We start from the raw sequence: 20,787 nt of genomic DNA on the forward strand, positions 1-20,787 counted from the left end.
CGCGTCAGGCTCCCTGGGTCGCGAGCTGGCGGGTGCGCGCGTCCTCGCTGGCGATCACGTCCTCGACCGGGATGTGGAAGTCGCGCTTGTAGTTGAACGTGTGGAAGATCGTCGTCGCGAAGATGCCGACCAGCGTGAGCCCTGCGAGCCACCAGATGTACCAGATCATCGCGAACCCGAACGCCACGCTGAGGCCGGCGAGCACGACGCCCGTGCCGGTGCCGCTCGGCATGTGGATCGACTTGAAGCCGGTCACAGGCCGCTCGTGCTTGCGCTCCTTCATGTCGTACCAGGCGTCCAGGTCGTGGACGATCGGCGTGAACGCGAAGTTGTACTCCGGTGGCGGCGACGAGGTCGCCCACTCCAGCGTACGCCCACCCCAGGGATCGCCGCTGTGATCGGCCAGCGCTTCGCGGTTGCGGATGCTGACGAAGATCTGGAGCAGGAAGGCACCGATGCCGGCTGCGATCAGCGCTGCACCGAAGGCGGCGATGACGAACCAGATCTGCAGGTTCGGATCGTCGAAATAGCGCATCCGGCGAGTCACGCCCATCAGGCCGAGCACGTAGAGCGGCATGAACGCGAAGTAAAAGCCGACCACCCAGCACCAGAACGATACCGTGCCCCACTTCTTGTCCAGCTTGAAGCCGAACGCCTTCGGGAACCAATAGTTGATGCCGGCGAACATGCCGAACAGCGTGCCGCCGATGATCACGTTATGGAAATGCGCGACCAGGAACAGCGAGTTGTGCAGCACGAAGTCGGCTGGCGGCACCGCGAGCAGCACGCCGGTCATGCCGCCGATCGTGAAGGTCACCATGAAGGCGATCGTCCACATCATCGGCAGTTCGAACCGGATCCGGCCCTTGTACATCGTGAACAGCCAGTTGAAGATCTTGGCCCCTGTCGGGATCGAGATGATCATCGTGGTGATGCCGAAGAACGAGTTCACGCTCGCGCCCGACCCCATCGTGAAGAAGTGGTGCAGCCAGACGAGATAGGCGAGGATCGTGATGACGAGCGTCGCATAGACCATCGAGCTGTAGCCGAAGAGGCGCTTGCCCGAGAAGGTCGAGGTGACTTCCGAGAAGATGCCGAACGCCGGCAGGACCAGGATGTAGACCTCGGGGTGACCCCAGATCCAGATCAGGTTGACGTACATCATCGGATTGCCGCCCGAGTCGTTCGTGAAGAACGCGGTGCCAATGTAGCGATCGAGCGACAGCATCGCGAGAACCGCGGTCAGCACCGGGAAGGCGGCGACGATCAGGATGTTGGTGCAGAGCGACGTCCAGGTGAAGATCGGCATCTTCATCATGGTCATGCCGGGCGCGCGCATCTTGACGATGGTCGCGACCAGATTGACGCCGGACAACAGCGTCCCGATGCCCGCGATCTGCAAGGCCCAGATATAGTAATCGACACCGACGTCGGGCGAGTACGCCAGTCCCGAGAGGGGCGGCATCGCGAGCCAGCCGGTCCGCGCGAACTCACCGATGAACAGCGACATCATGACGATCACGGCACCGGCCGTGGTCATCCAGAAGCTGAAATTGTTGAGGAACGGGAACGACACGTCGCGCGCGCCGATCTGGAGCGGGACGACATAGTTCATCAGACCCGTGACCATCGGCATCGCCACGAAGAAGATCATGATCACGCCGTGCGCGGTGAAGACCTGGTCGTAGTGGTGCGCGGTCAGGTATCCTTCGGAACCGTTGAACGCCATCGCCTGCTGTGCGCGCATCATGATCGCGTCAGAGAACCCGCGCAGCAGCATGACGATCGCCAGGATCATGTACATGATCCCGATCTTCTTGTGGTCCACGCTCGTGAACCACTCGTTCCAGAGATAGCCCCAGACCTTGAAATAGGTCAGCGCGGCGACGAGCCCGAGCCCGCCGATCGCCACCATCGCGAAGGTGGCGACGACGATCGGTTCGTGCAGCGGCAGCGACTCCAGGGTCAGGCGGCCGAAGATAGTCTTCAACAGGGTGTCGTTCATGATGGTTCTCTAGCCGTTCGCGACGGGGCGCGTGCCCGGCATGGTGGAGGGGGTCAGCCCATTCTTCTGGGGCATCAACATCGTGTGATTGCGGTTGGACTGCGAGCCGGGCGCGCTGTTGGCGCCGTCCTGTTTTATGTCGGCCGGCGCGGTCCAGTGGTTGCCGCTTCCCTTTTCGTCCGCGTCCTTCATCAACGCGCCTTCGACTCGCTCGGACGAATCCTGCGGGCCCTTGCCGCCGTTAACGCCCGGCATCGCCATGCCGGCGTGCGAGTCCCCCCCGCCTTTGCCGCCGTGCATCATCTGCGACATGCAGACCTTGCCGGGCTGGACGCACTGCTCGACGACCAGCTTGAACATGTTCGCCTCGACCGCATTGTAGTAGCGGACCGGGACCTTCTCGCTCGGCTTCTCCAGCTGGAGGTAGCTTGCACGATTGAGGCCGCCGCCGCGCTGCTTGACCTGGTTGACCCAGGCCTGGAAGCCAGCGTCGCTGACGCCGTGGAAGCGGAAGCGCATCCCCGAGAAGCCCGCGCCGCTATAGTTGGACGAGAAACCCTCGTAATTGCCGGGCTTGTTGATCACCGCGTTCAGCGTCGTCTGCATGCCGGGCATCGTGTAGATCATGCCGGCGAGCGCAGGGATGTAGAACGCGTTCATCACCGACGACGAGGTCATCTGGAAGCGGATCGGGCGATCGACCGGCGCGGCCAGTTCGTTGACCGTGGCGATGCCGTATTCCGGATAGATGAAGAGCCACTTCCAATCGAGCGCGACGACCTGAACCTCGAGCGGCTTGCCGACGCCGTTCGCCAGCTGCTGCTTGTCGACCAGGTTGCCGACCGGCACGTTGTTCGCGAGCGTCGGCGCATCGGGCTTGATCCGGCCGAGCGGGCGGTACGGATCGAGCAGATGCGTACTGGTCCATGTCAGCGCGCCGAGCGCGATGATGATCAGCAGCGGAATGCCCCAGATCAACAGCTCGAGGCCGACCGAGTGATCCCAGTTGGGCTCGTACTTCGCGGTCTTGTTCGACTGCCGGTAGCGGAACGCGAACAGCAGCGTGAGGCAGATCACCGGCACGATGATCAACAGCATCAGCCCGGTCGCGATCAGCACGAGATCGCGCTGTTGCACTGCGATATCACCCGAGGGCGACATCACGACCCAGTTGCAGCCGCTGGTGAGCAGCGCAAGCGGCAGCACGGCCAGCCATTTTTTCGCGCGGGAAACGGTTTTCTCAACGATCATGCGGATCCCCTACGCCTCGCTTTCGCCGCGCTACAGTGGACAATTTGTCCAATGGGCGCTGCACTGCAACATCGGCATGGCTTTATCGTTGCCAAGAGTAGCATAGATCACCCCTGCCCGCATTGGGCGCGGAGGGATGGGACGGAATATATCTGCCCGCATCCGCCGGAACAGCGTATCATCGGGTTCGCGCCCTGAAGAGCGAGTTGAAGAATGAGTGCAAACACGATCCCCGAGACGAGCTTCGAAGCCGATGCTCGCAGTATCCACAGCGACGGCGAGCACGTCACGCCCGGCGTGATCGCGATCGGCGTGGTGATCGGCCGCACCTCAGAATTCTTCGACTTCTTCGTGTATGCGATCGCCTCGGTGCTCGTGTTCCCGACCCTTGTCTTCCCGTATGTCGATCGGTTGCAGGGCACGCTCTATTCGTTCGCGGTGTTCGCGCTGGCGTTCATCGCCCGCCCGATAGGCTCGATCATCTTCATCGCTGTCGATCGCGCGTACGGCCGCAGCGTCAAGCTGACGATCTCGCTGTTCCTGCTCGGCACGTCGACGGTCGCGATGGGGTTCATCCCCGGCTATGATCAGGTCGGCAACTGGTCGGTTGCGATCCTCGCGCTGCTGCGCATTGGCCAGGGCGTCGCGCTCGGCGGCGCCTGGGATGGTCTCGCCTCGCTGCTGTCACTGAACTCGCCGGAAAAGCATCGTGGCTGGTACGCGATGCTGCCGCAGCTCGGTGCGCCGATCGGCCTGCTGGTCGCGAGTGGCCTGTTCGCGTTCTTCGTCGCTGCGCTGCCGACCGAGGATTTCTTCGCCTGGGGCTGGCGCTATCCGTTCTTCGTGGCGTTCGCCATCAACGTCGTCGCGCTGTTCGCCCGCCTTCGCCTGGTCGTGACGCCCGAATTCGAAGAGATGTATGCCAAGCGCGAGCTGGAGCCGGCACCCGTCGTCGAGACCGTGCAGTCGCAGTGGAAGGCGATCTGGCTCGGCTCGTTCGTGCCGCTCGCGAGCTTCGCGCTGTTCCACATGGTCACGGTGTTCCCGCTGTCGTGGGTCGTGCTGTTCACGCGTGAATCGGCAGGTCGCTTCCTCGTGGTCGAGGTGATCGGCGCGATCATCGGGATCGGCGCGATGCTGGTGTCGGGGTTGCTCGCAGACCGGTTCGGACGTCGCACGATGCTGGGGACGATCGCGGTGCTGATCGCGCTGTTCGCGATAGCCGCACCATCGCTGCTCGATGGCGGCGAGATCGGCGAGCGCCTGTTCATGGGCATTGGCTTCCTGCTGTTCGGCCTGTCGTTCGGCCAGTCCTCGGGCGCGATCGCGTCGAGCCTGTCGCCGCAGCACCGCTATACCGGTTCGGCGCTGACGACCGATCTGGCGTGGCTGTTCGGTGCAGGGTTCGCGCCGCTGGCGGCACTGTTGCTGACGAGCAAGCTTGGGCTGGCGGCGAGCGGCGCGTACCTGTTCTCGGGCGCGGTGTTCACGCTGATCGCCTTGGGGCTGAACAAGCAGCTCGCCAAGCGCGACATCGCCCGCTGAGGTCGGAACTCCCCAAAAGCACTACCCCGGCGAAGGCCGGGGCCCAATTGGCAAGGCTGCAGTAACAGAGCGCTGCCCCTAGTTAGCACCGTCCCCCAATTGGGCCCCGGCCTTCGCCGGGGTGGTAGCGATTGGGATATCTCTAAGCCTCTCCAGAACCGTCGCCCCCCCCAAAAAAACCGTCGCCCCAGCGAAAGCTGGGGTATCATCGTTGGCGGACGCTGCGACCCGGAACGGGGAGATCCCAGCTTTCGCTGCGATGACGGTCAGCCGGCGAACGCTGGAATGACGGTGAGGGTAGTCAGACCCGTCGGCGATCCAGTCCCCAAGACACCGCCCAGATCGCAAACCCGCCCAGCGCCAGCGCGGTCCCGACCCAGCCGGTGGACGGCAACCCATACCCGCCCGCAATCGCCAGCCCACCAAGCCAAGGCCCAAGCGCGTTGGCGGTATTGAACGCGGAATGGTTGAGCGCCGCCGCCAATGTCTGCGCCTCCTCCGCGACGTCCATTAGTCGCGTCTGGAGGATCGTCGACAACCCGCCGCCGCACCCGATCAACACCACCACCGGCAGCATCGCCCAGAGATGCGGCGTCGCCGGCGCGTAGAGCGCAAGCGCCCCTGCTCCGAACAGCAACGTGATCCCCGCCGCCGGCATCAGCGCCACGTCCGCCGCCTTCGCACAGACCAGCGTACCGATCGTCATGCCCACGCCGAACAATGCGAACGCGACCGGCGTGAACGCGGACGAGACCCCCGTGACTTCGGTCAGCGTCGAGGCGAGATAAGTGTAGACGCAGAAGATCCCGCCGAACCCGACCGCACCGATCGCCAGCGTCAGCCACACCTGCCCGTTGCGCAGCGCAGCCAGTTCCCCGAGCGGGCTCGCATCCTTGGCAGGTCGAAGAATTGGCGCAAACTTCAGCAGCATCGCCACCGTCGCCGCCGCGATGATCGCGACGATCCCGAACCCCCAGCGCCAGCCGAACCACTGCCCGATGCCATTCGCCAACGGCACGCCCGCAATCGTCGCGATCGTCAGCCCGAGCATCATCCGCGACACCGCGCGCGACCGCTTCTCGCGCGGCACCATCGATGCCGCGACCAGCGATCCGACGCCGAAATACGCGCCGTGTGGCAGGCCACTCAGGAACCGGGCGAGCAGCATCAGATGATAGGTCGGCGCAAGCGCGGACAGGCCGTTGGCGATCCCGAGGAACGTCATCAACCCGATCAGCAACACCCGCCGCTCGATCTTCGCCGCCAGCACCGCGATCGTCGGCGCACCGACCACCACGCCGAGCGCATAGGCGCTGATGACATGCCCCGCGGTCGGCTCGTCGATCCCGAGCCCGCGCGCGAACTGCGGCAACAGGCTCATCGCCGCGAACTCGGTGGTGCCGATCGCAAACCCGCCGACGGCGAGCGCGAGCAGCGCCATGCGCGCATCGACAGGTTTCATGAGCATCTCTTTCGTAAGTCGGTGCGGCGCTACATGCTGCGCCGCAACATACGCCTCTCTCAGCCCGGGCGACGCATCTTGAACAAGGAATCTTCCGTGATCGCAAAGTAATCCGCGGGACCGCCGCCGCGCAGGATCGGTTGCGCGCGCGCGGTCTGGTAGACGCCGTCCTCCAGCATCGCCGAGTCAATATGGATCGCGACCGCCTCGCCGAGCACCAGCCACTGGTCGAGCTCTTTGCCGTCCTTGGTCTCCAGCCGGATCAACTGCGTCAGCTTGCACTCGAACTGCGCGCGCGAAGCGGCGACCCGCGCCGGCTTGATCTTCGTCGAGGCCGCCATCTCGAGTCCTGCCAGGGCGAACTCGTCGACGTCCGCCGGCACGCCCGCAGACGTGGCGTTCATCGCCTCGCCAAGATCGCGCGTGACGAGGTTCCAGACGAACTCGCCGGTCGCCTCGATATTGGCGACGCTGTCCTTCCAGCCCATCGACGAGAAACCGATGATCGGCGGGTTGTAGTTGAACAGGTTGAAGAAACTGTACGGCGCGAGGTTCGGCACGCCGTCCGCGGACACGGTGCTGACCCAGCCGATCGGCCGCGGCGCGACGATCGCGTTCAGGGGATCGTGCGGCAGGCGATGGCCGTTCGTGGGCTCGTAAGAATGCCATTCGGTCATACATGTATTCCTGCTAAGTCACTGTCTGACTGCCTATAGCGAAGGTCGAGCATGAACGATCCCACTGCCCTCCCCGTCAGCACCCCCGTCAGCCCCCCGGTCATCAAGCGCCACCGGCTGGCGACGCGCGTCTGGCACTGGGTGACGGTGGTGACGATGTTCATCATGATCGGCAGCGGGATCGGCATCCTGAAAGCGCATCCGCGGCTGTATTGGGGACGGTATGGCGCGAATTTCGATACCGCGTGGACGACGCTCGACCAGTGGCCGAGTTGGCTGGTGTCGCTGCTCAACCTGCTGACGATCCCGACGAGCTATAACCTGGCGCTGTCGCGGCGCTGGCATCTGTTCTTCGCGCTGGTGCTCGCCTTCGCGCTGCTCGGGTTCATGATCGTCAGCCTGATCAACAAGCATTTCCAGCGCGATCTGCGCGTGCGCGCCGTCGAGCTGTCGCCGCGCGAGGTGGTGCACGACGTGAAGGAGCATCTCGCGTTCCGCTTCCATGATCCGAAGCGGCCGGGCGCGTACAATATCCTCCAGAAACTGTCCTATGTGGCGACGATCTTCGTACTGATCCCGGTGATGATCCTGACCGGGCTGACGATGTCGCCGGGGATGGACGCGGCGTGGCCGTGGCTGCTGGAGGTGTTCGGCGGGCGGCAGTCGGCGCGCTCGATCCACTTCATCGCCGCGACCGGGCTGGTGCTGTTCATCATCGCGCATCTGGCGCTCGTGATCCTGGCGGGGACCTGGAACGAAGTGCGCTCGATGATTACCGGGCGTTGGAAAATACCCGCCCACCCGTCGGAGGACGTCGCATGAGTTCGCTGATTACCCGCCGCTCGCTCGTCATGGGTGCGACCATCGGTGCAGGCGCGCTGCTGACCGGCTGCGACAAGATCGCCGCGAACCCCGAGGCGCGGAAAATCCTGTTCATGGGCGAGGACATGAACCGCGGGCTGCAGCGCGCGCTGAGCAACCGCAACGCGCTGGCGCCCGAGTTCAGCCCCGCGCAGATGTCGCCGATCTTCCGGTCGAACGGCACAAGCAATCCGGGGACCGCGGATTACACCGAGATGGTCGTCAATAACTTCGCGGATTACCGGCTGAAGGTCGGCGGGTTGGTCGATCGACCGCTGTCGGTCTCGCTCCCGCAACTCCGCCAGATGCCATCGCGGGCGCAGATCACGCGGCACGATTGCGTCGAGGGCTGGAGCGCGATCGGCAAGTGGCAGGGGCCGAAGCTTGGCGCACTGCTCGACGCCGCCGGATTGCAGAAGTCCGCACGCTACATCGTCTTCACCTGCGCCGACCTGTACAACGGCGCGAACTATTACGAGTCGGTTGACCTAGTCGACGCGTTCCATCCGCAGACGATCCTTGCTTGGGCGCTCAACGATCAGGTGCTCGACGTCGCGCACGGTGCCCCCGTCCGGCTGCGCGTCGAACGGCAGCTTGGCTACAAGCACGCCAAATACGTCATGGCGATCGACGCGGTCGCCAGCCTCGCCGGGATCGGCAAGGGCAAGGGGGGGTATTGGGAAGATAACGTCGATTACGACTGGTACGCCGGAATCTGATCGGCCGCCGGGGGTAGCGCAATTCCGTACCAATCATTAGCTAACCCCCCATGGCTCTTTTCGATCGTTTCCTGGCCCGGCAGGTTAAAACCGGCGAACTCACGCTCATCCACGCCGACGGCACGACCAAGCATTTCGGCAAGCCCGACCCTGCCTACAACCCGGTCACGATCCGGCTGACCCAGCCCGGCGTCGCCAGCGCGATCGTCCGCCACCCGGCGCTTGGCGCGGCAGAGGCGTTCATGGACGGGCGCCTTGTGATCGAGCGCGGCGACATCCGTGATCTCATCAATCTGCTCAAGGGCAACAGTCCGTGGGAGCGTGGCGGCGGACTCAATCCCTCGCTGCCGATCAAACTGCTCGGCAAGGTCGTCCACCGCGTCGACCGCGTGAACATGGCGCGCCGGTCGAAGAAGAACGTCGCGCATCATTACGACCTGTCGGACCGGCTGTACGACCTGTTCCTCGACGCGGACCGGCAATATTCCTGCGCGTACTTTACTGACGCGGGCAACAGCCTGGAGCAGGCGCAGGACGACAAGAAGGCGCATATCGCCGCCAAGCTCGCGATCCAGCCGGGCATGCGCGTGCTAGACATCGGCTGCGGCTGGGGCGGCATGGCGCTGTACCTGCACGCCAAGACCGGCGCCGAGGTGCTGGGCGTAACGCTGAGCGAGGAGCAGTTGAAGGTCGCGCGGCGGCGGGCCGAGGAAGCGGGCGTCGCCGACAAGGTGAAGTTCGAGCTGATCGACTATCGCGCGCTGACGGGCAGTTTCGACCGGATCGTCTCGGTCGGGATGTTCGAACATGTTGGCCCCGCGCACTACAAGGCGTTCTTCCGCAAGTGCCGCGACCTGCTGACCGACGACGGCGTGATGCTGCTCCACACGATCGGCCGGATGGGCGGTCCGGGCGTCACCGACACGTTCACGACCAAGTACATTTTCCCGGGCGGCTATAATCCGGCGCTGTCGGAGATCGTGAAGGGGTATGAGGGGCTGAAGTTCTTCCCGACCGATATCGAGGTGCTGCGCGTGCATTATGCGCTGACGATCGACCTCTGGTACAACCGGACGGTGGCTGCAAAGGACGCGATCGTCGCGCTGTACGACGAGCGGTTCTACCGAATGTGGACGTTCTACCTCGCGGGCGCCGCTGCGGCGTTTCGGACCGGGGGGATGGTCAACTACCAGATCCAGCTGTCGAAGAGCCGAATGACGCTGCCGCTGACGCGCGACTATATGATCGAGGGTGAGCGGGCGTTGCGCGAAGGCTGACCCACGCTCATACCATCCCCTGTACAATTCGGGCTTGGCGCAGGACGCCGCCCGTCAACCTCCGTGTTCCCCCGCGGAGGCGGGGGCCCAGGACCAAGCAGGGATACGGTACTTAGCTGGGCTCCCGCGTCCGCGGGAGAACAACGGTGTTAGGCGAATGGAGTCAGCGCGGGCCCTGCACGTCGGCCTTCGCCGCGGCGCGTTCGTCGCCGCCGATCTTGCCGTCCTTGTTCGCGTCGTACTTCGCAAACGTCGCCGCGAGCAGCGCCTGTGCTTCGGCCTGCGTGACCTTGCCGTCCTTGTTCTTGTCTGCGCTGGTGAACCACAGGTCGGCGAGGCGTTTGGCATGCACCGGGTCCGGACGGCCCTGCCCGCCGACCTTCATGTTGCCGATCCGCGCCTGCACTTCCGCGCGCGTGAGGACGCCGTCCTTGTTGGTATCCGACGCGGCGAACTCGGCCTTGAACTTGGCCGAGGCGGACGCGCGGGTTTCCTGCGCGAGCGCCGGAGTCGCAAGGCCGGCGAGGACGAGAAGGGTGAGGCTTTGGCGTAGCACGGTGCAGTAACTCCAGAGGATGCGCGGCGCAGATAGACCGGTTCGGTTGTACGCGCCATTAACGCGCGTGGTTGCATGGCGCGCGCCCAGCGCATAGGGGCGCCGCATTGGATATTGCCCAAAGGATTCTGCCCGTGACCGATCAGATCAACCGCGTCGTGCTCGCCTATTCCGGTGGCCTGGACACGAGCGTGATCCTGAAATGGCTGCAGCAGACGTATAACTGCGAAGTCGTGACCTTCACCGCCGATCTCGGCCAGGGCGAGGAACTCGAGCCCGCGCGCGCGAAGGCCGAGATGATGGGCGTCAAGCCCGAGCACATCTTCGTCGACGACCTGCGCGAGGAGTTCGTGCGCGACTACGTGTTCCCGATGATGCGGTCGAACGCGCTGTACGAGGGGCTGTACCTGCTCGGCACGTCGATCGCGCGGCCGCTGATCGCCAAGCGCCAGATCGAGATCGCCAAGATGGTCGGCGCCGATGCGGTCAGCCACGGCGCGACCGGCAAGGGCAACGACCAGGTCCGCTTCGAGCTCGGCTATTACGCGCTGTCGCCCGACATCAAGGTGATCGCACCGTGGCGTGAATGGGATCTCACCAGCCGCACCAAGCTGATCGAGTTCGCCGAACAGCACCAGATCCCGGTCAGCAAGGACAAGCGCGGCCAGGCGCCGTTCTCGACCGATGCGAACATGCTGCACACATCGAGCGAAGGCCTCGTGCTCGAGAACCCGTGGGACGAGGTTCCCGACTATGTCTATTCGCGCACGGTGAACCCCGAGGACGCGCCCGATGTCCCTGAGTACATCACGATCGATTTCGAGCGCGGCGACGGCGTCGCGATCAACGGCGAGGGCATGAGCCCGGCCACCCTGCTGTCGACGCTCAACGAGTACGGCCGTCGCCACGGCATCGGCCGTCTCGATCTCGTCGAGAACCGCTTCGTCGGCATGAAGAGCCGCGGCATGTACGAGACTCCCGGTGGCACGATCTATCACCTCGCGCATCGCGGGATCGAGCAGCTGACGCTCGATCGCGGCGCCGCGCATCTGAAGGATGAGCTGGCACCGCGCTATGCCGAGTTGATCTACAACGGCTTCTGGTTCTCGCCGGAGCGCGAGATGCTCCAGGCCGCGATCGATCGCAGCCAGGAGAAGGTCTCGGGCACCGTCCGACTGAAGCTCTACAAGGGCGGCGTGTACGTGGTCGGCCGCAAGTCGCCGAACTCGCTGTATTCGGAGAAGGTCGTGACGTTCGAGGACGACCAGGGCGCCTACGACCAGCGCGACGCGGCCGGCTTCATCAAGCTGAACGCACTGCGCCTGCGCCTGCTCGGACGGCGTGATCAGTAGGGGCGACCAGTAACCCGTTCCCTGTCGGACCTCAGTCTAATGTCGAAGTTTGCGGGGAAGATCGTCAACTCGTCGTGGGCGCACTTGTCTAGTGCGCCCACCCGCCCCTAGGGTTCGACGATATGATTACTCAGGGGGAAAAGCTGCATTGGTGGCAGACGCGCGCATTCGTTGCCGCGGTTGCGATCGCATCGATCATACCGTTGCTGTGGCCGGAAATACCGCCGCTGGTCGACCTGCCCGGACATATGGGCCGGTACCGCGTCCAGCTGGCGATCGCCGACAATCCATGGCTTTCCCAGTGGTATAACTTCCGCTGGCAGATGATCGGCAACCTCGGCATCGACCTGCTGATCGTGCCGCTCGCGCCGATCTTCGGGTTGCAGCTGGCAGTGAAGCTGATCGTGATGGCGATTCCCGCGCTGACCGTGACCGGGCTTTTGTGGATCGCGCGCGAAGTGCACGGGCGAATCCCCGCGACCGCGTTGTTCGCGTTGCCGCTCGCCTACAGCTACCCCTTCCAGTTCGGATTCGTGAATTTCGCGCTCGGCATGGCGCTCGCGCTCAACCTGTTCGCACTATGGCTGCGGATGGGGCGGCTCGACCGGCGGCGGCTGCGGACCATCATCTTCGTACCCGTCTCGTGCCTGTTGTGGCTGTGCCATACGTTCGGCTGGGGCGTGCTGGGCGTGCTCGCCTTCTCCGCCGAGCTGATCCGCCAGCACGATATCCGCCGTGACAGCGATCCCAAGAGCTGGGCGCATGGCTGGTTCAAGGCGTGCATCCAGGCGGGGCTGAACTGCCTGCCGCTGGCGCTGCCGATGGTGATGATGATCGTCTGGCGCTCGGGTGATCATGTCGGCGGCAAGACGCAAGACTGGTTCAACTGGCGCTGGAAGATGAACTGGATCACGATGGTCCTGCGCGATCGCTGGATGACGTTCGACATCGCGTCGGTCACCGTCTTGTTCGTGATCTTGTTCCGCGGCGTGCGCGATCAGACGATCGAGTATTCGCGCAATTTGAGCCTGTCGGCGCTGTTCCTCGCGATCGTGTATATCCTGCTGCCGCGGATCGTGTTCGGGTCGGCCTATGCCGACATGCGACTCGCGCCGTTCATGCTCGGGATCGCGGTGATCGCGCTGCGGCCGCGGCACGGGCTGTCGCTGCGCGGCGCGGCGGTGCTCGCGGTTCTGGGCTTTGCATTCTTCGGCGTGCGGCTGGCGGGGACGACGGTCAGCTACCTGATGTACGATCGCAGCTACGACCAGGCGATCGCAGCGATCGATACGGTGCCCGAGCGCTCGCGGGTCGTGTCGTTCGTGGGGCGGCGGTGTCGCGACGACTGGGCGTATTCGCGACTCGAGCATGTGCCCGCGCTGCTGTTGGAGCGGCGGCTGGCGTTCACCAACGACCAGTGGTCGATGGCCGGCGCGCAGTTGATGACGACGCACTATCCGGCGGCGAAGGGCTTTGCGCACGATCCGTCGGAGATCGTCAGCGACATCAAGTGTCGGGGCCAGTTCTGGCGGCCGATCTCGATGGCGCTGGAAAAATTCCCGCGCGATGCGTTCGATTACGTGTGGCTGATCCACCCGCCGAAGTTCGATTCGAAACTGGTTCGCGACCTGACGCTTATCCGGCGTGATGGCACCAGCCTGCTGTACCGCGTCAACCGGGCTGCTGCTGTTCGCCCCGCCGGAACGGAGTAAGCTCGCCGAGATACTCCTGCTGTTCGGCAACGGCCTCGCGCTCGCGGACGAGATAGTCGGCGATCGCGCGGCGGAAGCTCGGGTCGGGAATGTAGTGCGCGGAATAGGTCGCGACCGGCGCATAGCCACGCGCGAGCTTGTGTTCCCCTTGCGCGCCGGCCTCGACGGTCTTCAGGCCGCGCGCGATGGCGGCGTCGATCGCCTGGTAATAGCAGAGTTCAAAGTGGAGGAACGGCACCTCCTCCGTCGCGCCCCAGTATCGGCCATAGAGCGTGTCGTCGCCGATCAGGTTGAGTGCACCCGCGATCGGTACGCCGTCGCGCTCGGCGAGGATGAGCAGCACGCGGTCACCCATCGTCTTGCCGATCTGGTCGAAGAACGCGCGCGTCAGGTAGGGCTGGCCCCATTTGCGGCTGCCGGTGTCCTGGTAGAAGACCCAGAACGCGTCCCAGTGCCGGGGCGTGATTTCGGCGCCGACGAGGTGGCGGATCGTCAGCCCTTCGACGGCGGCGGCGCGTTCCTTGCGGATCGCCTTGCGCTTGCGACTGGCGAGCACGGCGAGGAAGTCGTCGAAGCTGGCGTAGCCGTCGTTCTTCCAGTGGAACTGCGTGCCCTGTCGGATCAGCCAGCCGGCGGCCTCAAAGAGCGCCACTTCGTCGGGGTCGATGAAGGTGGCGTGCGCGGAGGATAGCCCGCTCTGGTCGGTCACCGCCTCCAGCGCGGCGATTAGCGCAGGAGCGTGCTCGCGATCGCGAAGCAGCAGGCGCGGACCGGGCACGGGGCTGAACGGCGCAGCGATCTGGAGCTTGGGGTAATATTGCCCCCCTGCCCGCTCCCACGCGTCGGCCCAGCCCTGGTCGAAGACGTATTCGCCCTGGCTGTGGCTCTTGGCATAGGCGGGGGCGATTCCCGCTGGCTTGCCATCGGGGCCGTCGACCACCACCGGCAACGCTTGCCAGCCCGAACGGCCGCCGACGCTTTTCGAGGCTTCGAGCGCGGAGAGGAAGGCGTGGCCGACGAACGGGTTGGCGGTGCCGGAGCACGCCTCCCAATCCTCGGCCGCGATCGAGGTGACGCCTTGGGCGATGCGAGCAGTGACCGAATTCATCACTGCGTTAGGTAGAGACGCGAGGGCGCGCCTCCAAGGAGCTTAGGCGGAAACCTGCACGATCGCGTCGATCTCGACCGCGGCGCCGAGCGGGAGGACGGGCACGCCGACCGCCGAGCGGGCATGCTTGCCAGCATCGCCGAATAGCGCCACCATCAGGTCGGAGGCGCCATTGGCGACCTTGGGCTGGTCGGTGAAGTCGCCGGTCGAGTTGACGAACACGCCGAGCTTCACGATCCGCTCGACGCGTCCGAGCGTGCCGAGTGCCGCCTTCATCTGTGCCACGAGCATGAGCGCGCAGAGCTTGGCCGCCTCCTGCGCGTCTTCGAGCGAGACGCCCCCGTCATCACTGGCGCCGACGCGTCCGGTGACCAGCGCGCCGTCCTTGAACGGCAACTGGCCCGAGATATGGAGCATGCCATTCGCCAGCACGGTCGGGACGTAGGACGCCACGGGTGCGGCAGCCTGCGGGAGGGTGAGGCCCAGCTCTTCGAGCTTGCGGTCGATACGATCGGTCATGGGTGAGGTATCACCACAGCGGTAGGGGACGGGTCAAGTGGGGGGCTTCTCCACACTCCAACTGTCATTCCCGCGGAGCCGGGAACCCATACTGGCTGCGGGACATGATCGAAGCCGTAGCGCGTCTGGGTCCCCGCCTCCGCGGGGATGACGGCAGAAGCACGCCATTTCTGTTCTTCCGCGAAGGCGAGAGCCCAGGACTACGGACGATGCCGTTTGTGGCTCCTGGGCCCCCGCATTCGCGGGGGAACAGACGATTCAGGCGTCCGCCGGCAACCCAGCCTCGAACCGTGCGGAAATCCAGTCGGCCGCTTCGCGCCAGTCGTCGATCCGCGCATGTGCCTCGGGCGCCTTTGGCACACTCACCGCCAGCGTCGGCTCGGAGACCATGTGCAACCGGTGCACCCCCGGCGCGTGCCTGGCGACCGACTCGTGATGCACCGCGAGATCGTCGACGAACACCGTCACCGGCGAGCCATATTCCTCGACCAGCCGCGACACCGGCGTGCCCTTGCCGCCCTGGTTGCACTCGACCCGGTGCGCGATGCCGAACTTGGCCAGCTGCTCGATCCGCGGCTGGCGGCATTCGTCCTGGAGATTGGTGAGGATGACGATGTCCGCCACCTGCGCCAGCCGCTCGAGCGCGTCGACCGCGTGTGGCACGAGTGTCTGGCGGTGCATTTCGCCGGGGAAGAACTCGCCGAGCATCGCCCACATGTCCTCGCGCGACGGCGGCGGGCCACCGTCGCGGCGCGTCATCGCGGTCGAGAAATCGCCGTGCTGGATCTGGAAATCGATGTCGTGGCGCTCGTCGAGCCAGACGCCGAAATGCTTGACCATGTGCAGCAGCACTTCGTCGCAATCGCTGATCAGCAGCGGCCTCATGCTTCGAAGTCTCCTTGATCGAGTCTGGCATGTGCGCGGACCAGCGCCTCTGGCTTCACGCCCAGCGACTCAGCGCAGGCGATCAGGTCCGGCTCATGGTTTTCGAGAAAACCGAGCGCCGCGGACAAAACCGCCGGGTCGCTTGCTCGCGCACGCAGGTCGCTCGGGTCGAGGCCGGTCACCGACAACAGCCGCATCGCGCGGTCGGGTTCCCCCAGCGTCCATACCAAAGCGCGCAGGGCGAGCGCTTCGGCGTCTTCGTTTGAATCGCGGTCGCGCATTGCCTATCGTGCCTTCTTTCCGGATAAGGTGCGGCGGTGACAAAGAAGGTGCTCGTTGTCGAGGACAACGAACTGAACCTCAAACTATTCTGCGACCTGCTGCGCGCGCACCAGTTCGCCGTCGAACCCGTACGCGACGGCCGCGAAGCCGTTGCGCGCGCTCGGGAATTCGTGCCCGACCTGATCATCATGGACATCCAGATGCCGCACGTCACCGGCTACGAGATCATCCTCGAACTGAAGGCGGACGAGGACTTGCGCGCGATTCCCGTGATGGCGGTGACCGCGTATGCCGGCCGCGAGGACGAGGAGCGGATTCGGGCTGCGGGCGCGGACTCATATGTGTCCAAGCCGATCAGTCTGGCGCGGTTCATGGATGCGGTGGGGGCGCTGATCTGAGCAGCCCGGCTCTCCAATCTTCCGTTCGTGCTGAGTAGAGACCGAGTAGCTTCGTCAGAAGCGTATCGAGGGCTCGTATCGAAGCATAGGCTCCACCCGCCAACCTGTCCTTCAATACGCCATCTCGATACGCCGCCTACGGCGACTACTCGACGGCTACTCAGGACGAACGGGAGGGGGGACGAACGGGAGGGGAATCACAAACGCCAAAAGCCGCGGATATCGCTATCCGCGGCTTTTCGGATCGTCGCAATCAGACGGCGGTTCGCACCGCCGGCCGGATTACTTGATCTTGGCTTCCTTGAACTCGACATGCTTGCGCACGACGGGATCGTACTTCGAGAAGGAGAGCTTCTCCGTCTTGGTACGGGGATTCTTCTTGGTGACGTAGAAGAAGCCGGTGTCAGCGGTGCTGAGCAGCTTGATCTTTACGGTGGTCGGCTTGGCCATGAGCCCAATTCCTATGGCTTGAAAATGCGAAAGCGGCGAACTGACGCCGCCGCTCCATCAGGGGCGGCGCATGGCGGACGGAGGGAGCGAAGTCAAGCTTTACCCCATCGCCACACGTCGAGACGGTTCATTTAACCCGCTATTCACTGTCCGGGGCGCATCATATCATCAGATAAAGACAGGAGCGGGATCGTGGGGCAGGCGCTGGTTCGAATCGACGACATGATGGCGGTGAAGGCCGATCTCGCGGCGCGAATCGCGGCGATCGATGTCCGAGCGCCCTATTCCCGCCCCTGCGACATCGCCACCGAGATCGATGCGATCCGCGTGATAGCGCATACCAACGGCCTCAACCCGGCGGTGACCGTCGCGCACTTCGTCGATTCGGCCCTGTCGCGCGGCGAGCATGGCGCGCTGGTGCATGGTTGGCTGTCGATCCTGCGCGATGCGGTCGGGTGCGAGCGGCAGGACGTCCAGGCGTGCCACGTATTCGCCGCCGCCTGTTCGGTGCGTCTTGCGGGATAATCCATGGACGCCTTGATGGCGGCACTCGTCGCGGCCGCGCTGGCGCAGGTCGGCGATCGAACGGCGTGGCTCGCGGCGATCCTGTCGGACCGGTACGCCAAGCCCGGACTGGTGATCGCGATGGCGGCGCTGGCGTTGCTCGCGGCGAGTGGCTTGGCGGCGGCGCTCGGCGCGGTGATCGGGCCGAAGCTCGCCCCCAATGCCCAACAGCTGATGCTGGCACTCGCGCTGTTATTGCAGGGCGGCGGATCGTTCTTCCCGGCAAAAGTGCCCGAGCGGCTCGATCGCTGGAAGATCGGCGCGATCGCCACCACCGCTCTAGGCCTGTTCATTCTGGCCTTCGGCGACGGCGTGCAGTTCATCGTCCTGACGCTCGCCGCGCGGACGCCCGTCCCCGCGCTCGCCGCGATCGGCGCGATGATCGGCTCGCTGGTCGTGATCGTCCCCGCCGCGCTGATGGGCGAGGCCGCGTGGCTGAAACTGCCGCTCAAGCCGCTGCGCATCGCCATCGGCATCGTATTCCTGATCTTCGGCATCGTTCTCGCGCTCGGCGCCTTGCGATTGGTCTAGCGATCGGGTGGTCTAGCAATCGGGAGCAATTCGGTGTTCGAATCGTTCACGCAACGACTTTCAAACCGGAGCTAGACATGGCCGACATCAACCCCGCCCTCGACACGCCGACTGACCTGCCGAGCAACAGCACCAAGTCGGTCGCCGACGCGCTGAACGCTGCGCTCGCCGATTGCTACGCGCTGTACCTCAAGACCAAGAATTTCCACTGGCACATGTCGGGGCCGCATTTCCGCGACTATCACCTGCTGCTCGACGACCAGTCTGCACAGATCATCGGCGTGACCGACGCGATCGCCGAGCGCGTGCGCAAGACCGGCAACACCACGCTGCGCTCGATCGGCGACATCTCGCGCCACCAGACGATCGCCGACAACGACATGGCGTTCGTCGGCCCGACCGAGATGCTCGCCGAACTGCGCGAGGACAATCTGAAGCTCGTCGAGCAGTTCCGCATCGTCAAGGACGCCGCCGACGCCGCCAAGGACAACGCGACGAGTGGGATTGTGGATGAGTGGACGGATCACGCCGAGGAGCGTGCGTGGTTCCTGTTTGAGGCGAGCCGCAAGGCCTGATCGTTACGCCCGAGGAACAAATCGGACGCCAAGCCGGTTGAGCGACCTTACCAAACAGGAGGCCGATATGTTGAAGCTCGCAATTACCTTTCTCGTCATCGGCGCAGTTCTCGCGCTGCTCGGCTTCGGCGGAATCGGCGGGGCGTTCATCGGTATCGCCAAGATCCTGTTCTTCATCGCGATCACGCTGTTCGTAATCTTCCTCGTGCTCGGCCTGCTTGCCGGCAAGGGCATCAAGAACGCGGTCGACTGACGCGGGCGATCCGATCGCATGACAACGACCGTCGTCGGACCTTCCGGCGGCGGTCGTTTCGTGTCTGGATCCGAAATCCTCCCCCGCAAGGGAGAGGATTGAGAATGGAGCGAGCGGCGTAGGACCTGTTCTGCATCCCTTCGCGCGGCAGGAGCGTTCTCCCACGATGCACGCTTTTGCCGCCCTGCTCGACTCGCTCACCTACACACGGTCGCGTAACGCGAAGCTGAAGCTGATCGCGGATTATCTGCGCGCGACGCCCGACCCGGACCGGGGCTGGGCGATGGCGGCGCTGACCGGCGATCTCGATCTCAAGGGCGTGAAGTCGGCGGTGATCCGTGGGTTGATTGAGGAGCGGGTCGATCCGGTGCTGTTCCGGATGAGCCGTGATTATGTCGGCGATACCGCGGAGACGGTCGCGCTGCTCTGGCCCGAACCGACGGTGCCGGTCGATCCCACCCCCTTGTCGATCACCGACGTCGTCGAGCGGCTGGCGGCGTTGTCGCGGGCCGATGCGCCGGGTGCGCTGGCGGACATGCTCGACCGATCCGATGCCGAGGAGCGGTTCGCACTGCTTAAGATGGCGACTGGCGCGTTGCGGATCGGCGTGTCGGCGCGGTTGGCGAAGACGGCGCTGGCGGATGCGTTCGGGCTCGACGTCGATGCGGTCGAGGAGGTCTGGCACGGGCTCGATGCACCGTATGCGAGCCTGTTCGCATGGGCGGAGGGCACAGGCGCACAACCGACGCCGGCCGACGTGCCCGTGTTTCGGCCGTTCATGCTGGCGCACGGGCTCGAAGACCTCCGCATCGACCTCGCCGACTATGCCGCCGAGTGGAAATGGGACGGCATCCGCGTCCAGATCGTCCATGTCGCGGGTGAGACGCGCCTCTACAGCCGCACTGGCGACGACGTGACGGGCAGCTTCCCGGAGATTGCCGTCGCGTTCCGGACGCCGGGAACGGTCGACGGCGAACTGCTGGTGAAGGGCGAACATCAAGGCGGCACGCTGGAGGATGGCGGCGGCGCGGCCAGCTTCAACGCGTTGCAGCAGAGGCTGGGCCGCAAGACCGTGTCGGCGAAGATGCTGGCGGACTATCCGGCGTTCGTGCGGCTCTATGATCTGCTGATCGATGGCGAGGAGGATCTGCGCGCGCTGCCGTGGACCGAGCGGCGCGCGCGGCTGGAGGCGTTCGTGCCGCAACTCGATTCCGAACGGTTCGATCTGAGCGTCGTGATCGACGCGGACGACTTCACCGCGCTGGAGGCGATCCGTGCCACCGCACGCGATTCGGCGATCGAAGGCGTCATGCTGAAGCGTCGCGATTCGCCGTACGTCGGTGGCCGACGCGCCGGGCTCTGGTATAAATGGAAGCGCGATCCGCTGACCGCCGACTGCGTGATGATGTACGCGCAGCGTGGGTCGGGGCGGCGATCGTCCTATTATTCGGACTATACCTTCGGCTGCTGGACCGAAGAGGGCGAGTTGCTCCCGGTCGGGAAGGCGTATTCGGGGATTACCGACGAAGAGCTCAAAATGCTCGACAGCTTCGTGCGCAACCATACGCAGAACCGGTTCGGGCCCGTGCGCGAAGTCGAGAAGACGCTGGTGCTGGAGATCGCGTTCGATTCGCTGCACGATTCGAAGCGGCACAAATCAGGAGTGGCGATGCGTTTCCCGCGAATCGCGCGGATCCGGACGGACAAGCCCGCGGCGGAGGCGGACCGGATCGAGACGCTCAAGCGAATGATCACGTAATCCGCGCGTCATGATAGTCCGCAGCCGTGCGGGGTATTGACCCGGT

22 protein-coding genes are annotated in these 20,787 nt (G+C 64.7%); 12 read left to right on the forward strand and 10 right to left on the reverse strand.

The annotated features are described in order from the left end of the window. Window positions 1–4 precede the first annotated feature (4 nt). Both cyoB and IFR23_RS06495 read right to left on the reverse strand, forming a co-directional pair. Window positions 5–2,005: a cytochrome o ubiquinol oxidase subunit I gene (gene cyoB, locus IFR23_RS06490; protein WP_133020319.1), complete on the reverse strand. Its 2,001-nt coding sequence runs from the start codon at window positions 2,003–2,005 to the stop codon at window positions 5–7. Window positions 2,006–2,014: 9 nt separating this feature from the next. Further along, a complete protein-coding gene (locus IFR23_RS06495; RefSeq protein ID WP_192975183.1) occupies window positions 2,015–3,256 on the reverse strand; it encodes a ubiquinol oxidase subunit II in 1,242 nt (413 codons plus the stop codon). Window positions 3,257–3,469: 213 nt separating this feature from the next. On the opposite strand from IFR23_RS06495, the gene IFR23_RS06500 reads away from it, so the two are divergent. Then, a complete protein-coding gene (locus tag IFR23_RS06500; RefSeq protein WP_192975184.1) occupies window positions 3,470–4,801 on the forward strand; it encodes an MFS transporter in 1,332 nt (443 codons plus the stop codon). 301 nt (window positions 4,802–5,102) lie between these two features. Here IFR23_RS06500 and IFR23_RS06505 read toward each other — a convergent pair whose 3' ends face one another. Together IFR23_RS06505 and IFR23_RS06510 are read right to left on the reverse strand one after the other, a co-directional pair. Continuing rightward, complete coding sequence (locus IFR23_RS06505) at window positions 5,103–6,263, reverse strand: MFS transporter (protein WP_244655493.1); 1,161 nt, start codon at window positions 6,261–6,263, stop codon at window positions 5,103–5,105. A 59-nt stretch (window positions 6,264–6,322) separates the two neighbouring features. Continuing rightward, window positions 6,323–6,940: a flavin reductase family protein gene (locus IFR23_RS06510; protein ID WP_192975186.1), complete on the reverse strand. Its 618-nt coding sequence runs from the start codon at window positions 6,938–6,940 to the stop codon at window positions 6,323–6,325. A 51-nt stretch (window positions 6,941–6,991) separates the two neighbouring features. On the opposite strand from IFR23_RS06510, the gene IFR23_RS06515 reads away from it, so the two are divergent. From IFR23_RS06515 to IFR23_RS06525, 3 genes are read left to right on the forward strand one after another with little or no spacing between them, the layout of a single operon-like run. Beyond that, window positions 6,992–7,762, forward strand: a complete 771-nt coding sequence (locus IFR23_RS06515) for a cytochrome b/b6 domain-containing protein (RefSeq protein ID WP_192975187.1) — start codon at window positions 6,992–6,994, stop codon at window positions 7,760–7,762. Further along, entirely contained in the window at window positions 7,759–8,520 is a 762-nt protein-coding gene (locus IFR23_RS06520) for a molybdopterin-dependent oxidoreductase (RefSeq protein ID WP_192975188.1), read from the forward strand. The genes IFR23_RS06515 and IFR23_RS06520 overlap by 4 nt, the downstream gene beginning before the upstream one ends. 50 nt (window positions 8,521–8,570) lie before the next feature. Beyond that, window positions 8,571–9,797 (forward strand): SAM-dependent methyltransferase, encoded by a 1,227-nt coding sequence (locus IFR23_RS06525; protein WP_192975189.1) that lies wholly within the window; start codon window positions 8,571–8,573, stop codon window positions 9,795–9,797. 163 nt (window positions 9,798–9,960) lie between these two features. On the opposite strand, the gene IFR23_RS20005 is transcribed toward IFR23_RS06525, so the two are convergent. Then, window positions 9,961–10,461, reverse strand: a complete 501-nt coding sequence (locus IFR23_RS20005) for an EF-hand domain-containing protein (protein ID WP_107963941.1) — start codon at window positions 10,459–10,461, stop codon at window positions 9,961–9,963. 26 nt (window positions 10,462–10,487) lie between these two features. Between IFR23_RS20005 and IFR23_RS06535 the strand changes: the two genes are divergently transcribed. Together IFR23_RS06535 and IFR23_RS06540 are read left to right on the forward strand one after the other, a co-directional pair. Further along, entirely contained in the window at window positions 10,488–11,705 is a 1,218-nt protein-coding gene (locus IFR23_RS06535; RefSeq protein ID WP_192975190.1) for an argininosuccinate synthase, read from the forward strand. Between the two features lie 122 nt (window positions 11,706–11,827). Continuing rightward, entirely contained in the window at window positions 11,828–13,417 is a 1,590-nt protein-coding gene (locus IFR23_RS06540) for a hypothetical protein (RefSeq protein WP_192975191.1), read from the forward strand. Here the strand turns inward: IFR23_RS06540 and IFR23_RS06545 are convergent. From IFR23_RS06545 to IFR23_RS06560, 4 genes are all read right to left on the reverse strand, one after another. Then, window positions 13,377–14,525, reverse strand: a complete 1,149-nt coding sequence (locus tag IFR23_RS06545; RefSeq protein WP_192975192.1) for a GNAT family N-acetyltransferase — start codon at window positions 14,523–14,525, stop codon at window positions 13,377–13,379. The two genes, IFR23_RS06540 and IFR23_RS06545, sit on opposite strands and share 41 nt — an antisense overlap. A gap of 42 nt (window positions 14,526–14,567) precedes the next feature. After that, on the reverse strand, window positions 14,568–15,044 hold the full coding sequence (locus IFR23_RS06550; RefSeq protein WP_192975193.1) for a RidA family protein: 477 nt from the start codon (window positions 15,042–15,044) through the stop codon (window positions 14,568–14,570). A gap of 258 nt (window positions 15,045–15,302) precedes the next feature. Then, window positions 15,303–15,929: an HAD family hydrolase gene (locus IFR23_RS06555; protein ID WP_192975194.1), complete on the reverse strand. Its 627-nt coding sequence runs from the start codon at window positions 15,927–15,929 to the stop codon at window positions 15,303–15,305. After that, window positions 15,926–16,210 (reverse strand): DUF3572 domain-containing protein, encoded by a 285-nt coding sequence (locus IFR23_RS06560; RefSeq protein WP_056063571.1) that lies wholly within the window; start codon window positions 16,208–16,210, stop codon window positions 15,926–15,928. Before IFR23_RS06560 ends, IFR23_RS06555 begins: the two co-directional genes overlap by 4 nt. Window positions 16,211–16,246: 36 nt before the next feature. Between IFR23_RS06560 and IFR23_RS06565 the strand changes: the two genes are divergently transcribed. After that, window positions 16,247–16,609 carry a response regulator gene (locus IFR23_RS06565; protein ID WP_056063573.1) on the forward strand — a complete coding sequence of 121 codons (363 nt, stop codon included), beginning with the start codon at window positions 16,247–16,249 and terminating at the stop codon, window positions 16,607–16,609. Window positions 16,610–16,891: 282 nt separating this feature from the next. Here the strand turns inward: IFR23_RS06565 and rpmG are convergent, their stop codons facing one another. Then, window positions 16,892–17,059, reverse strand: coding sequence for a 50S ribosomal protein L33 (gene rpmG / locus IFR23_RS06570; RefSeq protein WP_055881863.1), 168 nt, complete (start codon window positions 17,057–17,059; stop codon window positions 16,892–16,894). 192 nt (window positions 17,060–17,251) lie between these two features. On the opposite strand from rpmG, the gene IFR23_RS06575 reads away from it, so the two are divergent. From IFR23_RS06575 to IFR23_RS06595, 5 genes are all read left to right on the forward strand, one after another. After that, window positions 17,252–17,584, forward strand: coding sequence for a hypothetical protein (locus tag IFR23_RS06575; RefSeq protein ID WP_342344882.1), 333 nt, complete (start codon window positions 17,252–17,254; stop codon window positions 17,582–17,584). Window positions 17,585–17,587: 3 nt separating this feature from the next. Continuing rightward, window positions 17,588–18,154, forward strand: a complete 567-nt coding sequence (locus IFR23_RS06580; protein WP_192975195.1) for a TMEM165/GDT1 family protein — start codon at window positions 17,588–17,590, stop codon at window positions 18,152–18,154. 77 nt (window positions 18,155–18,231) lie between these two features. After that, window positions 18,232–18,729, forward strand: a complete 498-nt coding sequence (locus IFR23_RS06585) for a Dps family protein (RefSeq protein ID WP_093398573.1) — start codon at window positions 18,232–18,234, stop codon at window positions 18,727–18,729. A 67-nt stretch (window positions 18,730–18,796) separates the two neighbouring features. Next, window positions 18,797–18,982 carry a DUF1328 family protein gene (locus IFR23_RS06590; RefSeq protein ID WP_192975196.1) on the forward strand — a complete coding sequence of 62 codons (186 nt, stop codon included), beginning with the start codon at window positions 18,797–18,799 and terminating at the stop codon, window positions 18,980–18,982. A gap of 166 nt (window positions 18,983–19,148) precedes the next feature. Beyond that, entirely contained in the window at window positions 19,149–20,741 is a 1,593-nt protein-coding gene (locus tag IFR23_RS06595) for a cisplatin damage response ATP-dependent DNA ligase (protein ID WP_192975197.1), read from the forward strand. Window positions 20,742–20,787 lie beyond the last annotated feature (46 nt).

It is taken from the genome of Sphingomonas sp. CFBP 13603, from assembly GCF_014892665.1.
Classification (GTDB): domain Bacteria; phylum Pseudomonadota; class Alphaproteobacteria; order Sphingomonadales; family Sphingomonadaceae; genus Sphingomonas.

Excerpts from the sequence above, each read along its gene's own strand:
- IFR23_RS06590 (WP_192975196.1), top strand. The coding sequence starts at position 18,797 with ATGTTGAAGCTCGCAATTACCTTTCTCGTCATCGGCGCAGTTCTCGCG.
- IFR23_RS06555 (WP_192975194.1), bottom strand. The coding sequence starts at position 15,929 with ATGAGGCCGCTGCTGATCAGCGATTGCGACGAAGTGCTGCTGCACATG.
- IFR23_RS06545 (WP_192975192.1), bottom strand. The coding sequence starts at position 14,525 with ATGAATTCGGTCACTGCTCGCATCGCCCAAGGCGTCACCTCGATCGCG.
- IFR23_RS06495 (WP_192975183.1), bottom strand. The coding sequence starts at position 3,256 with ATGATCGTTGAGAAAACCGTTTCCCGCGCGAAAAAATGGCTGGCCGTG.
- IFR23_RS06540 (WP_192975191.1), top strand. The coding sequence starts at position 11,828 with ATGATTACTCAGGGGGAAAAGCTGCATTGGTGGCAGACGCGCGCATTC.
- IFR23_RS06585 (WP_093398573.1), top strand. The coding sequence starts at position 18,232 with ATGGCCGACATCAACCCCGCCCTCGACACGCCGACTGACCTGCCGAGC.
- IFR23_RS20005 (WP_107963941.1), bottom strand. The coding sequence starts at position 10,461 with ATGCGGCGCCCCTATGCGCTGGGCGCGCGCCATGCAACCACGCGCGTT.
- IFR23_RS06580 (WP_192975195.1), top strand. The coding sequence starts at position 17,588 with ATGGACGCCTTGATGGCGGCACTCGTCGCGGCCGCGCTGGCGCAGGTC.
- IFR23_RS06515 (WP_192975187.1), top strand. The coding sequence starts at position 6,992 with ATGAACGATCCCACTGCCCTCCCCGTCAGCACCCCCGTCAGCCCCCCG.
- cyoB (WP_133020319.1), bottom strand. The coding sequence starts at position 2,005 with ATGAACGACACCCTGTTGAAGACTATCTTCGGCCGCCTGACCCTGGAG.
- IFR23_RS06550 (WP_192975193.1), bottom strand. The coding sequence starts at position 15,044 with ATGACCGATCGTATCGACCGCAAGCTCGAAGAGCTGGGCCTCACCCTC.
- IFR23_RS06595 (WP_192975197.1), top strand. The coding sequence starts at position 19,149 with ATGCACGCTTTTGCCGCCCTGCTCGACTCGCTCACCTACACACGGTCG.
- IFR23_RS06525 (WP_192975189.1), top strand. The coding sequence starts at position 8,571 with ATGGCTCTTTTCGATCGTTTCCTGGCCCGGCAGGTTAAAACCGGCGAA.
- IFR23_RS06510 (WP_192975186.1), bottom strand. The coding sequence starts at position 6,940 with ATGACCGAATGGCATTCTTACGAGCCCACGAACGGCCATCGCCTGCCG.
- IFR23_RS06505 (WP_244655493.1), bottom strand. The coding sequence starts at position 6,263 with ATGAAACCTGTCGATGCGCGCATGGCGCTGCTCGCGCTCGCCGTCGGC.
- IFR23_RS06500 (WP_192975184.1), top strand. The coding sequence starts at position 3,470 with ATGAGTGCAAACACGATCCCCGAGACGAGCTTCGAAGCCGATGCTCGC.
- IFR23_RS06520 (WP_192975188.1), top strand. The coding sequence starts at position 7,759 with ATGAGTTCGCTGATTACCCGCCGCTCGCTCGTCATGGGTGCGACCATC.
- IFR23_RS06560 (WP_056063571.1), bottom strand. The coding sequence starts at position 16,210 with ATGCGCGACCGCGATTCAAACGAAGACGCCGAAGCGCTCGCCCTGCGC.
- rpmG (WP_055881863.1), bottom strand. The coding sequence starts at position 17,059 with ATGGCCAAGCCGACCACCGTAAAGATCAAGCTGCTCAGCACCGCTGAC.